This is a genomic window from Ignavibacteriota bacterium, from assembly GCA_016218045.1.
Lineage (GTDB): Bacteria > Bacteroidota > Ignavibacteria > SZUA-365 > SZUA-365 > JACRFB01.
This window is the reverse complement of the sequence record JACRFB010000001.1, coordinates 67,666-81,842: the sequence shown is the minus strand read 5'-3', so window position 1 is coordinate 81,842 and position 14,177 is coordinate 67,666. Positions and strand designations below refer to the sequence as shown.

Sequence of the window (14,177 nt, the reverse complement as noted above, 5' to 3'; positions counted from 1 at the left end):
GTATCAACCGCGGCGCGCGCGCCGTGCCGCGATGCGAATTCCGACGCAGGTAGAAACAATGGTCTTAGGAGCCGGGGAACAACTTCTCCAGATCCTCTTTCCTGGGTTTCGGGGTCATGAGACTCACAATCACAAGAGCTGCGATGGAAATGAAGAGGGCCGGGTAAATGCTGGGTATGCCCCACGGATCGCTGCCAAAAATTTCGCCACCCTTTGCGGTGGATGCGGCAAGCATGATTCCCGGCGCGATGCGCGGGAGCACGATCTCGAAAAGCACCACCGCCAGCGTGCCGCCGACGATCGAGGCGAGGCCGCCCTGTTTCGTCGCGCGCTTCCATGTCAACGCCGCAAACAGCGCCGGCGTGATGGCGACACCATAAATCGTGTATGCAAAGTAGCTGTACTGCAGGATCGAAATAGGCAGTTCGAGAGCCGTCGGAATGAAGATCATGAGGAACGCCACGATGCCCATCAGCACCACGAATACCTTTTGCAGTGCGACCATCTTCGACTCGTCGGCATTCGGGCTGATAAAGCGCTGGTAAATGTCGCGCATCACGTTGGAACTGGACGAGAGAAGGTAGTTCATGCCGGTCGACAGCACCACGGCACAGGCGGCGCCGAGAAGCAGAATACCCGCCCAGACAGGCACCATGTGGCGGGCGGCGTTCAGAACCAGCGACCGTCCGTCCCACTGCATCCCGTGTTCCACATTGTACGAGGAGGCGTAGACAGCGATGCAGATAACCACGGTCTCGACCACGATGGTACCGACGATCCAGATGGCGACGGCACGCGTCGCCTCGCGCGGGGATTTGGCCGCGTAAAATTTCTGGTACATCGACTGAATGCCCATCAACAGCAGCAGCGTCGAGAGGAAATAGGCGAATCCCTTCAGTGCGGGATACTTTCCGAAGTCCGGCGAAAACACTTCAAAATTTCCGGGAGGCAGTACTTCCTGTATGTGTCCCCATCCGCCAGCGGCCGCGATCACAAAGGGCACTGCGATGAGGCAGGCGAGGACGATGATTATACCGTTTGGTAGATCCGTGTGTGCAATGGCGATCATTCCGCCGATTGCCACGAAGGTGATCACAAACAGCGCGGTGATCGTCTGGCCCATCGCCAGACTCACACCACCGTCCGTGAGGACGTTCAGGATGTATCCGCCCGCGCGGAATTGATACGCGACAATGGTAGTAAACGCGATGATGAGCGCGATCGCTCCGAAGAGCCGCGCCCATTTCCCATAGCGCACCTCGAGAATGTCGCCGATGGTGTATTGCCCGAAAGTGCGGATGCGGCCGGCAACAAAGTAGATGATCGCAATTCCCACAAACGCGCCCGCGGGCTGCCACATTGCGCTCCATCCCGCATACGAGGCATACTCCGCACCGGCAATAAACGTCCCCGATCCGATCCATGTGCAGATGAGCGTAAACACCATCTGCGTCAGGGAGAGGTTGCGTCCCGCCACCATGTACTCGTCGCGCGACATCGTTTTGCGAGAGTGCCAGAAATTGTAGGCAGTGAGAATCAGCAGATACGCGAGGAGAAAAATGATGTAGATGTTCATCGGGGCTCCGGGGGTCGGATGGAACAGTGAACAGGGAAGGTGTGTCGCACAGCGCGAGCCGGGAAATGGATGTTATACGGGCAGGGGACGCGAGGCGGCATGTGAAGCGCGAACACTCCGGTACCTGCCAGCGGGCATCAACGGTGCGGCGTACGGCCGCGACGCCGCGCCCGGATCGATGTTACAGGGCGAGTATCGGAATCACCTCGGCCTGGATGGGGCCGGTCACTTCAACGTTGCCTTCGTCGGTGACAAAAACATCGATCTCGGTCCGGAACCCGATTTTCTCGTGTTCCATGTATATGCCCGGTTCCACCGAGAAGCACGTGCCCTTGATGATGCTGCGCTCGTCCTTGGTCTCGAGATTGTCGATATGGACGCCGTTGCCGTGCACTTCCTCGCCGATGTTGTGTCCGGTGCGGTGGGTGAACCAGTCGCCATAACCGGCGTCAACGATCACCTTGCGGCAGGCATCGTCCACTTCCCACCCGTGCAGGGGCTCATTCGCCGCGAAGCGTTCGCGCACCAGATCAAGCGCCGTATCGCGCGCGTCACGCGCCACATTAAACACCTCCGTGATGCGGGCGGGCACCTCGGTGCCGATGTAGCCCATCCACGTGATGTCGTAGTAGATGCTTCCGGGAACGTCGAGCTTGGCCCAGAGGTCGAGCAGCACGAGGTCGCCTTCTTTCATCGCGTGGCTGTTGGCCTCAGTGGGTTCGAAGTGCGGATCGGCAGCATGTTCATTCACCGCGACGATGGGACCGTCGTCCCAATGCATGCCATTGGCCCGCATCAAGCCGTGCATGAAGTGCTGAATGTCCACTTCGCGCGGATTCTCGCCTGCCTTGATGCGGCGGCCGATTTCGCGGAACGTCTCGTCCTTCACCATGTGCATGATTTCGCCGGCCTTCTCGTGGCTTGCGAAGTCTTCCATCGACAGATGCGCCTCGAAGAGGCCGACGAGGTCGCCGCTCGACACAACTTCGACGCCGAAGGAGCGAATCAGTTCGACGGTGCCCGCGTCAACGATCGACACGTACGGAATGGAATTGTTGGGCGAGTACTGCATCGCCACGCGCGACGCTCCGCCGAGAATATCGCGCAACAGCGCCTGCTGCTGCTGCCACGGCAGATACACGTGTTTTGCGCCCGGGAGATGGTCGCAGCGCCACGGTTCAATGCGATGCACCAGTTTCTGCGGCTCGCCTTCGGCGGGAATGAAATAGTACCAGCGCCGCGATGCGAAACGATTGGTATCCATTTTCAGGATACGGGCGGCGATGGCGTCGCGGTTGTGAAAGTCGTAGAAAAGCCAGCCGTCGAGTCCGGCGGCTTTGAGTGCCTGCTGAATGGCGGAAAGATCCATCGTGTGTCCTGTTTGGAAAGTGAAAGGTTCGAATCGCGGGAAGTTACTCACGGGAGGTGTAAGACGAAAGATGGATAAACGTATCTCTCCGGATCTTCGTATTTTCACCAAATGATCGATCCACGCTTGGTACAATCAGACGGCATTGCCGTTTTCGACGGGAATGAACTGCTCGTGAAGGGCGCACTCGAGGCAGGTGTGGCGCTTATCACCGGCTACCCCGGCTCACCGGTTGCGAACGTCTTCGATGTGATCGAGACGAATCAGGAGCTGTTCCGGGAAAAGGGGATCAAGGGTGTGATCGCGAACAACGAGAACCAATCGGCCGCCATCCTGCATGGAGCCATGGGCGTACCGGGTGTGATCGGGATGACTGTGTTCAAGAGCGTCGGCGCGTATGTGGCGCTCGACGGACTCGCGATCACAAATTACACGATCCCTGAGAGCGGATCCGGCGCGATCTGCGTAGCGGGCGACGACCCCGCGCTGTCGAGCACACAAGTGGGAGCCGATTCGCGCTACACCTTCTTCTCCGCCAAGATCCCGGTTCTTGAACCTGCATCGAATCAGGAAATCAAGGATTGGATCGGCGAGGCCTGCACACTCGCGCGCGAATCGCAGCTTCTCGTCGGCCTCATCATCACCACGAATCAGGCGGATGGGGGTGGCACGGTACAACTGCGGCCCAACAGCTATCCTGCCGTGAACATGCATGAAAAGGTGCGCATCGACACGCGCAGCATCGCGCTCCGCGAACGCGTATCCGTTCCGCCCAATTCGGCCTGGCTCGAAAAGGATATCATTGAACGCCGCATGCCCCGGTTTATGGATGCGCTCCGCGCGTCCGGACTCAACCGCATCGAACAGGGTCGGGACGCGGCTACGGGATTCATCACAAGCGGCAACACCTACAACTACTTGCAGCATGCGCTGTACGAACTCGACTGTGTCGATGTACACCCGGTCCTGAAACTCGGGTGCACCTGGCCTCTCGATCCTCTCATTGTGGAAGAATTCGCCGCATCCGCGGGCCGCATCATTGTCATCGAAGAAAAGCGCGGCTTCGTCGAATCGCAGGTCAAGGAGATTCTTCGTGATGCGCAGCAGCGCGGTACTCGAAGCTTCATCCCGGTATGGGGAAAGGAATTTCCCGACGACCTGAAGGGGATTCCCGAAGAGGGCGGCCTGACACCCTCGATTCTCATCGACCGGCTGGGGCGATTGATGCTCGGTGGTGTCGGGATCCCGGAATGAGTGGCCCGGGATTCAATTTCAACGGCTGCTAGCGCCGGAGCCGGATACACGTCTGCAAGCAGGAGGATCAATGGACGACTCTTTCAGGGCGCATTTGGCCAGGATACTCGACGCACATGTCGAGTGGCGCTCGAGGTGGGAGCATGCGGAGAACGACGAATCGCTTCGTGTCGACGACGCGCGTGTCGCGGATGCGCTCGAAGACTTCTTCGCGCGCATGCACGACAACTACCCGTTTTTCCATCCCATGTACGCGGGCCAGATGCTCAAGCCGCCCCACCCGGTCGCACTGCTGGGCTATTTTGCCGCGCAGTTGGTCAACCCCAACAACCACGCGCTGGACGGGGGGCCCGCAACGGGCGCCATGGAAAAAGAGGTGGTCCGTGATCTTGCATCCCTTTTTGGCTACTGTGAACATCTCGGGCACCTGACAAGTAGCGGCACAATCGCCAATCTCGAAGCCCTATGGGTGGCGCGCTCACTCCATCCGGACCGCGCGATCGCATTTTCGGAAAACGCGCATTACACACACGCCCGCATGTGCGAAGTGCTCGGTGTGCGCACCGTGACGATACCGGCCGATGCGCGTGGAAGGATGGATGCCGACGCGTTACAAAGGATCAGTTTATCCGAAAATATCGGAACGGTCGTGGCAACCATCGGCACCACGGGCCTGGGAGCCCTCGATCCACTTGCCGACATTCTGTCACTGGGACGCGCACGCGGCTTCCGCGTACATGCCGACGCGGCGTATGGCGGCTTCTTCCGCCTGCTGGCGGACGGATCCGCGCCAGGTGTGGATGCCTCCGTGTACACCGCCCTGCACGAATGCGACAGCATCGTCGTCGATCCGCACAAGCACGGCCTGCAACCGTATGGCTGCGGCGCGGTCCTCTTTCGTGACCCATCCGTCGGTCGATTCTACAAACACGATTCTCCATACACCTACTTCACCTCGACCGAGCTGCATCTCGGGGAAATCAGTCTCGAATGTTCGCGCCCCGGAGCGGCGGCTGCAGCGCTGTGGCTCACACTCCGCTGCCTGCCCCTGCGGAGCGCCGAGGGCCTTGGTCCCGTGCTACGGCACTGCCGTGGAGCCGCGCTGGCCTGGGCCGATCTCATCCGTACATCCGCGGTGCTGTATCTCGTGACGGAACCCGATCTCGACATAGTCACGTTTTTCCCTGCGACCGACGAACACACCGCATCGGCAGTGTCAGCGGCATCGGAACGGGTGTTCAGGGACGGCATGGACGCCGTACATCGACCGGTGTACCTGAGTCTTTTACGCGTCAGAACGGATCTGCTCCGCACTCGCTACCCGCATCTCATCGCCGACCGCGAGTGGACAACCGTGCTTCGAAGCGTGTTGATGAAACCCGAACACGCGCGTATCGTGGAAGAATTGCACCGGCGCGTGGAAAAATTGTGTACGAGCGACCGCGGCTGAGACAGCCGCACCCGATGCACACGAGTGCTTTCCCCTGCAGGCGGGTTTTCACGGAACCAAGACAGCCGACGTCCGTGTTCGGGATGGTGATTCCATAGTACTCAACCAAGGACAGGCTCCGATGCAGACCCCATTTTCCCGATTCCTGCTTGCCACGACACTGGTTCTGCTGTGTGCGGTTTCGCCGGACGGTTCCGCTCAGACACAGGACAAGGGCATGAAAGGCGTGTATTCGTTTACCATGAAAAAAATCGACGGGACCATGACACCACTCGCCGCCTACAAAGGCAAGGTGCTTCTCATCGTCAATACCGCTTCATTCTGCGGGTATACGAAACAGTATGCCACACTGGAGTCGCTCTACCGCGCATACAAGGATCGCGGCTTCGAGATACTCGGTTTTCCCGCGAACAATTTCGGTGAGCAGGAACCAGGGACCGATGAAGAGATCAAGACGTTTTGCTCCACGAAGTACGACCTCAGCTTCGACATGTTTTCAAAGATCAGCGTCAAGGGCGACGACATTCATCCCCTCTACGCATATCTGACGCGTGAGGCGGGGCATAACGGTGACATCACGTGGAATTTCAACAAATTCCTTGTCGACCGCGACGGGAAGGTGCTTGCGCGCTATGGCCAGAAGGTGGACCCCATGTCGGCAGAATTAAAGGGCTTGGTGGAGACCCTCACGGCAAAATAGACGGGACACAGATCCTGCAAAAACGGACAACGCGGGGGCGGACCATCGACGGCAGGATGGTCCGCCCTCGCGTTGACGCGTTTTGGTGTTTTCTGTACATTGATTTCTTGCGGGTCACAACCCCTCACACTGCCAACCCATGCAACTTCTTATCAGCCTCTTGGTCGGGACAGTCGTCGGAATTCTGATGACCATCCCTCTCGGTCCGACTTCCATTTTCGTCGCGCAGCGCACGATGGGCGGTCAGACGCGCCGAGGCATACATGTTGCGATCGGCTCCGTCATCATCGATATCCTGTACTGTCTGGTAATCTCCCTCGGCCTCATTTCACTGGTGGCGCCTTTTCTCCAGAACCAGTGGGTGCAGTTCGGGCTGTCGATCTTCCTGATTCTGTATGGCATAAAAATGCTCATCTTCGACGGTAAAGCCGGAGAAGAGGCGGCGAAGCCCGTCGAAAACGGATCGCCACGCAACGGCCGCCGCACCTGGGGCGTGTTGCTCGGCACGGCCATGGCATTGTCGAATCCGACATTGTTCGTGTCGTGGACGGCCGTGCTCAGTTTTCTCTCGGCCAACGGCCTGCTTCCGAATACCTTCTGGGACAAGGTGATTTTCTCGTTCGCCACCGGGCTCGGAAGTTTTGCGTGGTTTCTCGGCCTGGCCCTCTTTGTTCGCAGGAACCGGCACCAGATTTCCCCCGCCTTCGTGCGGCGCGCAGGAGCCATCACCGCGCTTGTCATTATCGGCTTTGGTGTGTACTTCAGTATCACGATACTTCAGAACCTCTCCCACGCCTGACCGGAGGCGCCATGTCATCCCGTATCATCGCCGTGTTCGGCGCACTGTGTCTCATCGTGTCTGCCGCCCTGGGCCAGGGACGCAACGTGCGTATCAGCCAGGCCGGTGGCAGCCCCGAGGAAGTCAGCATCGCCATCAATCCGGCGAATCCCGACAACATTATCGCGGGCGCCAATATTCGGTACTACTACTGGTCATTTGACGGTGGGAAGACCTGGGGACAGTCGCAGCTCCCAACCATAACCTATGGCGATCCCTGCGTCGCATTCGGCCCTGACGGGAGGGGCTACTACGCGCATCTCACTAACGGCTGGGATGCGATCACCGTGCGTACAAGCGACGACGGCGGACGCACCTGGTCGTCGGGCGTGAAGCTGCGCGGTCCAAGTTCGGACTCGGCAAAACCTGGGAGCTTTTTCCGTTCCTCGCTGCAGGATAAGGAATGGCTTGTCGCGGACTTGTCGAACAGTGCGCACCGGGGAAATGTGTATGCAACGTGGACCGACTTCACGAAATACGGCAGCACGAATCCGCGCGACAGTTCCGTGATCGTCTTCGCGCGCTCCACCGACCGTGGCGACAGTTTCGAACCCTTTGTCCGCATCAGCGATCGCGGCGGCGACGCCCGCGACGACGATGCGACAGTCGAGGGCGCCGTTCCCGCCGTCGGGCCGGACGGCGAGGTGTATGTGGCCTGGTCCGGATCCGAGGGTTTGTACTTCGACCGCTCCTTCGACGGCGGCGGCACCTGGGGCGTCGACAAAGTTATCACGGCGACACCCGGCGGATGGGTGATCGATATTCCGGGCGTCAATCGCTGCAACGGACTTCCCGTGACAGTCTGCGACATTTCATCATCGGTGCACCGCGGCACCATCTATGTGAACTGGGTGGATTCGCGCAACGGCGATCACGATGTGTTCATCGTCAAGTCGACGGATCGTGGTGAAACATGGTCTCCCCCCATCCGCGTCAATGATGATGCGGTCGGCAATGGCAGGGAGCAATTCTTCACCTGGGCCACCGTCGATCCGGTCACCGGAGAATTGGTGATAGTGTTCTACGACAGACGCGCCTACGCGGGCGATTCCACCGACGTGTATCTGGCGCGCTCGTTCGACGGCGGGGCGACATTCCGTAACGAGTGTATCAGCGAAGCGGCATTTTTCCCCACCGCCAACGTGTTCATGGGCGACTACAACGGCATCAGCGCATATAACGGACGCATACGTCCGATTTGGACGCGCCTGCATGACGGACTCCTGTCCATCCATACCCACCTGCTCGACTCCACGATCACTGCGCGTGAGCCGGTGCCCGCGCCGGGCGAAGGATTGCTGCTGGATCCCTATCCCAATCCCGTGACCATGGCCTCGAATTTCGAATCGACTTTGCGCGTCCGTCTCGACGCCGCCGGCGAGATGGATCTCGCGGTGTACGACATGATGGGACGCCGGGTGCAGCTTCTCGCTCGAGGTTGGATGCAGGCGGGGGAGCACGCCGTGGCGTTTCGAGGAGCATCCCTCGCGCCCGGCATGTACGTCTGCCAACTGTCGCACATCCGCGAATCGGGTTGGGCTGGTGCAAGCGCGCTGTTGACGGTGATGAAATAGAGGATTTCGGGGTCGGATATTCGATTTTGCACAATGTCGAAAATCCCGTATTATGCGGGCTGGATATACCAGCGTGCAGGGAAACGATGTACACAAGGCGTTGACCGTCCTGCACGATGCACAACATAGTCCCTATCCATGCGTAGACACGCCGTCGGCCATGCCCTGGGCGGATGGAGTCCTTGCATCGAACGAGGGACACAACGCACACACGGATGACAATGTACTCGTTCCGAAACGGTCCGGCCGGAAAGCGGCCAGCTCCGCACGGCTCCACTTCAGGCAGCAGCGGGCAAAGCATCCCCCCGGTGCATACTTTCAATGACGAAGAACTCCGGCAGTTGCTTCCCGGTTGCGAGGGCGACGAGATCATTCTCATCACCGAGACGGGGCGTATCGCCTATATGAACGACACGCTGCGCGAGCACCTCGGGCACGCTGTCGACGATGTGCCCGGGTTGGTGGTGATGGATGTCGATCCATCCATGACGCGGGCCGCGTGGCTGTCGACGTTCAGCGCGATGAAACGCGTCCGGCACGCGGTGAAAGCGGAAACCGATCATATGACGAGTGACGGACGCCGAATCCGCAAGGAATACACCAGCGCGTGTGTGACACTGAAAGGCAAAACATATTTTCTAGCGATTGGCGCGGCGGTCGAAACGACCGAGGCCGATGGCGAAACACAGGAAGAGCGAGAGGAGCGGGAGGCCACGATGGCGGCGATGCGCGAACAGACCATTTTGGGTGCGGTGAGCGACGGCGTCATGATCGTGGATGCGCGCGGGTTGATCACCGAGATCAACAGCTCCGCCGAAAACACCCTCGGGGTGTACAGAAACGAAGTGCTGGGACAGCCCTGCACGGATCAGCGGTTGCGCCTGACGGATCTGCGGGGCAATGTGCTGCGCGTCTCGCATCACCCTGTCATGCGCGCCCTTGTCGAAGAGGCACCGGTGCCGTCGAGTCGCTGCGCCTTGTTACAATCCGATGGATCGATGCGGCTGATAGACATCAGCGCATGGCCGTTGTACGACACGCTCCAACAGATAGTCGGCGCGATCGCCATACTCCGGCCGATGGACGTCAGCGGCGGTCATGACATGATGCACGAACCCACGGGTCTTGTGGGAGCGGTGGCGCGTGTGGCACGCGGTATCGTACACGCGACGTCGCTCGAGCAGACGGAACGGCTTGTATGTGACGCGCTTGTCGACGCGGGGTACCCGCTTGTATGGTTCGGCCGCCTGAAACCAAACGACCAACGCATCCATCCCAGCGCGTGGGCGGGGTCCGGAGCCGAATTCCTGCTCAAGATCAAGGCGCGGTATGACAACTCCGAACATGGCAACACTCCGATAGGCAGATGCATCCGCGAAGGTGCCGAACAGATCGTCTTCGACACGCAAGATGGCGACACGTTTCACCCGTGGAAAAAACAGGCGGAGCAGGAGAACCTCCTCTCCATGATGTCTTTGCCGCTTATATACGACGGCCGTGTCGACGGACTCCTCGGTGTGTTCAGCGAGGAGCGCGGACGTTTCCGCGAGGGCGAAGCCGCGCAGCTCCGCTCGCTCGCCACGTTTGTTTCGTTCGCGGAGTCCGGTATCCGCGACCGTCTCCGCCGGCTCGAGCTGGCCAAACACATAGCGGTTCAGCGCCCACTGCTCGATGCCGTGCTCGACAGCGCCAGCGCGGCAGTGTGCCTGATGGATCCGGGCCAGCCGTTCCGGATCCGCATGGCAAACCGCGCGTTCCAGCAGATGCTCGACCAACCCTTCCGTACTACAGGAGTAAAGGACACGTTTGCCAGCGAGCTGATCTACGCGCATCCTCAGACCGGATTTTACGAGCGCGTGCTCGACTGTGCCGCGACGCAGGCCCCCGTGGCCGAAACCGCCGCACCCTTTCGGAACTGGTCGGGAGAGGTCAGTTATTGGGACTGGAGCATCACCCCGCTGATCGAGAACGGTGAATTACTCGGGCTTCTCTACCGCACGTCTCCCAGTGCGGAGTTGCCCGCCGTTATTGATCACGCGGCTGCCGACGCGGTTGCCACTCGTGCGGCCCCACAGGCCGCCGCTCCGACCGCAGTCCCGACAGAGGTGGAGGCGGATGTCGCTCCCGCTCCGAAAAAGCGCCGCACAAAAGGCGGGGACACACCTGCTGTACCAGCAAAAAAGAAAAAGAAAGAAGCCACAGCGGCCATTGAATTGCCCGCTCCGCCCGCCCGAGCCAGGCGCGAGAAAAAAACCACCATGCTGCTGGATCTCGGCCGGTTGACGGCGCTTGAGCCGGCTGCCGCGCAGCTTCTCGGGATCCCGCGTGACGCGGTCCAACAGTTGCTGCCTGTGGGGGATCTCTTCGCGGACGATGACGCGATGCTTGAAGGTCTTGCCGACGCGGTTGCGGGCAAGGCAGACAGGCACGAGTTTGTCACACCCGCGGCGTCCGTTGTTGTTCTGGTAGACCGCGGGAATCCCGCCGTGCTGGTCCTGTCGCTGGTGTGTTCAGCCCGTTGAAGCCATACACAGGCGGTGTATTTCGATGATTGACCGGGTGTTCGAGGACGAATCGATCGTCCTGCGTCCCACCGTCGCGCTTGTCGATCTGGATGCGCTGCGGCATAATGTTGCCGAGGCGCGGCGTCTCGCCGGAACGGCGCGCATCATGGCGACGGTGAAGGCGAACGCGTACGGGCACGGCCTTGTGCGTACGGCGCGCGCATTGCTCGAGTACGGTGCCGACGAACTTGGCGTGGCGTTTCTCGAGGAGGGGATAGCACTGCGTCGCGCGGGCATCACAGCACCTGTCCTCGTGCTGGGAGGCATCATCGGGAATCAGATATCCCATTTTCTCGAGTACGACCTTCAGCTCACCGCATCGTCGGTGTTCAAGCTCGGACAGATCGAGGAGACGGCCGCCGCCATGGGCGTGCGTGCGCGCGTGCATCTGAAACTCGACACGGGCATGGGCCGAATCGGCGTCCGTCCCGAAAATGCACGGGCGCTGTTCGAAGCTGCTGTGTGTGCGTCGCATTGCGACCTTGGAGGGGTATTCTCGCACTTCGCCTCCTCACACGCCGCCGATACCGCATTCACGCGCATGCAGCTCGACCGTTTTCTCGAGGCCTTGGAGTTTTTTCCCACGAACGGCGTTCCCATGCCGGTCCGCCACATTGCCAATTCGGGCGCGCTGCTTCAACACCCCGACAGCATTCTCGACATGGTCCGACCGGGCATAATGCTGTACGGCGTATATCCGGACCCCGAGGTCCGAAAATCGGCGACGTTACGCCCGGTCCTCTCGTTTCGCACGCGAGTCGTGTATTTCAAGGCGGTGCCTCCCGGCTACGCGCTCGGGTACGATCACACGTGGACGGCCCCGCGGCACACGCGCATCGTCACCCTGCCCGTGGGGTATGGCGACGGTTTTTCTCGAGCGCTGTCGAACAACGGGGATGTACTGATCGGCGGACACAGATACCCCATCGTCGGCAGCATTTCGATGGACCAGTGTATGGTCGACATCGGGGACAACTCCGCGTTCAACGACGATGAAGTTGTGCTCATCGGGAACCAGGGCGGCGAGACCATTACGGTCGAGGAAATCGCCAGGCGCGTCGGCACCATTCCCTACGAGATTCTCACCGGCATCAACACACGCGTCCCGCGCCGCTACTTCTCCACATAGAAAAGTGGGAAAGCAGCAAGGTTGGAAAGTGAAAATGAAGCAAAGTGGCAAAGTGGCAAAGTAGCAACCGCCGCCTTTCTACTTTGCTACATTGCTACTTTGCTACTTCTTCATGAAGCAGTATCATCGTCACGGTACGCGGTACAGCCATTCATGTGATGCGAGCTGCTCACGGCGTGTGGAGGCGTCGGCGAGATCTCCCGCGGTGATAGAGGATGTCTCTGTCCTGAATACCGCGCGGAACGACGCGGCGAGATGTGCCATGACGTCGGCGCGTGTGAGGGTGGTAAAATCGGAGAGCGGACTGACGTGTTTCTCAGCGCTTGCGATACTTTTTGTGCTGATGCGGGGCACTCCATGCCGCAACAGAAGACGCATGGTTGTGTTGTCCAACCGCCATGCCATCGCGGCATGATGCAGGACGGTGCCTCGTCTGCGACATTGCGCGGCCCCCGCCATCTTGCCCGCCGGCGAGACGAGATCGTTGATGGGTTTGTACGAAGCCGGCACGCCGATCGCTCGTAACGCGCGTATACACCAGTTGTCGAGGTAGGCAAACGACTGGACGTATGAGAGATCCTGCACGATTGTTTCAGGGACGATAAGCGACCAGGTGATCGTGCGCCCGGGTTCAACAACCATCGCTCCGCCGCCGCTGATGCGACGCACAAATCGAAAACCCGCCGACGCGGCGTACACCGCGTCGAATTCATCGGAGACGGATTGATACGAGCCAAGAACAACGGCGGCTTCGCTCCAGTCCCACAGTCGCAGGAGCGGACGACGGATCCCCGATGCGACGCGATACAACAGCGCCTCGTCGATCGCCAGGTTTTCGACCGCCGGTCGCGGCGTATCGACGATCACATCAAAGTCGAGCGACTCGAGACGAGCATTCAGCGCCGCATCCCAGCGGCTTTCGCTCCAGTCCTCCTTCCAGGGCGGGATAGGTGGTGCGTGCATACACAAGTATAAAAAAAAACGCACAACCGCGCATTTGAAAGCTGTGCGGACCCCATCTGCAAATCGCCGTCCGTCGTTCCGGAATCGGCACTGCTGTCGTATCTTTCAGCTCTGCCCATGTGCCGGCCGATGCGCCGTATGTTGCTCACGAACCCATGTATCCACCATCGATGCAGCGTTCTCCCATGAATCATCCGTTGACCGTTTTTCGCCGCTTCACCGGCCGCGCGATATTTGCCGCGATGCTGCTCGTCGTAAGTTCCACGGGCCTCTCCGCACAGGTGTTGTCGTACATCGTGCCTGACCTGGGGACTCCGGGAATGAACACCTATGTCGAGTTCATCGGCCCCGCCGATGCACCGGGCAATTTCGGTGCAGACGGATTGTATCTCAACAATCCCGGTGACGCGGTACGCATCGTGTGTGCCAATCCCGCGGATTCGGCAAAAGTGACGATCGGACCGGTGGTCGTATCGTGGAACGGGCGCATGGCGTCCACGCAGATCTTTGTCCATCCTTCCGTACAACCGAACAGCGACGACTGGCGCGCGTTACAGCCGGAATTTTTGGTAAAACTCGTGGTTCTCGTCGCGGGTCGTACTTCAAACGGCGAACCGTTCGCGCTCGTGCGTCCGCAGCCGGCCTTGAGACCTGTCTCCGGACAGTTGATCGGTGCTGGAGGACTCGGTATCCGTTCTCGAAGAGGGGCGATGATTGTTGACAGCATCGTGCTGGGTGACGCCCAGGTGGGTGTGTCAAC

Annotated in this window: 10 protein-coding genes; 7 read left to right on the top strand and 3 right to left on the bottom strand. The window is 59.9% G+C overall.

Annotated elements, in window-relative coordinates; translation table 11 throughout:
- Positions 1-64 precede the first annotated feature (64 nt).
- Together HY962_00375 and HY962_00370 are read right to left on the bottom strand one after the other, a co-directional pair.
- A complete protein-coding gene (locus tag HY962_00375; GenBank protein MBI5645359.1) occupies positions 65-1,576 on the bottom strand; it encodes a sodium:solute symporter family protein in 1,512 nt (503 codons plus the stop codon).
- 181 nt (positions 1,577-1,757) lie between these two features.
- Complete coding sequence (locus tag HY962_00370) at positions 1,758-2,945, bottom strand: aminopeptidase P family protein (protein ID MBI5645358.1); 1,188 nt, start codon at positions 2,943-2,945, stop codon at positions 1,758-1,760.
- A 126-nt stretch (positions 2,946-3,071) separates the two neighbouring features.
- Between HY962_00370 and HY962_00365 the strand changes: the two genes are divergently transcribed.
- The 7 genes from HY962_00365 to alr all read left to right on the top strand — a co-directional run bounded on the left by HY962_00365 (position 3,072) and on the right by alr (position 12,454).
- Positions 3,072-4,199 carry a hypothetical protein gene (locus HY962_00365; protein ID MBI5645357.1) on the top strand — a complete coding sequence of 376 codons (1,128 nt, stop codon included), beginning with the start codon at positions 3,072-3,074 and terminating at the stop codon, positions 4,197-4,199.
- Positions 4,200-4,269: 70 nt separating this feature from the next.
- Complete coding sequence (locus HY962_00360) at positions 4,270-5,649, top strand: aspartate aminotransferase family protein (GenBank protein MBI5645356.1); 1,380 nt, start codon at positions 4,270-4,272, stop codon at positions 5,647-5,649.
- A 217-nt stretch (positions 5,650-5,866) separates the two neighbouring features.
- Entirely contained in the window at positions 5,867-6,349 is a 483-nt protein-coding gene (locus HY962_00355; GenBank protein ID MBI5645355.1) for a glutathione peroxidase, read from the top strand.
- Positions 6,350-6,536: 187 nt separating this feature from the next.
- Complete coding sequence (locus HY962_00350; GenBank protein MBI5645354.1) at positions 6,537-7,148, top strand: LysE family transporter; 612 nt, start codon at positions 6,537-6,539, stop codon at positions 7,146-7,148.
- A gap of 11 nt (positions 7,149-7,159) precedes the next feature.
- Positions 7,160-8,761: a glycosyl hydrolase gene (locus tag HY962_00345; GenBank protein MBI5645353.1), complete on the top strand. Its 1,602-nt coding sequence runs from the start codon at positions 7,160-7,162 to the stop codon at positions 8,759-8,761.
- Positions 8,762-8,982: 221 nt separating this feature from the next.
- Positions 8,983-11,283, top strand: a complete 2,301-nt coding sequence (locus HY962_00340) for a PAS domain-containing protein (protein ID MBI5645352.1) — start codon at positions 8,983-8,985, stop codon at positions 11,281-11,283.
- Positions 11,284-11,308: 25 nt separating this feature from the next.
- Positions 11,309-12,454, top strand: a complete 1,146-nt coding sequence (alr, locus tag HY962_00335) for an alanine racemase (protein MBI5645351.1) — start codon at positions 11,309-11,311, stop codon at positions 12,452-12,454.
- Between the two features lie 129 nt (positions 12,455-12,583).
- On the opposite strand, the gene HY962_00330 is transcribed toward alr, so the two are convergent.
- Positions 12,584-13,417 carry a lipoate--protein ligase family protein gene (locus HY962_00330; protein ID MBI5645350.1) on the bottom strand — a complete coding sequence of 278 codons (834 nt, stop codon included), beginning with the start codon at positions 13,415-13,417 and terminating at the stop codon, positions 12,584-12,586.
- Positions 13,418-14,177: the final 760 nt, after the last annotated feature.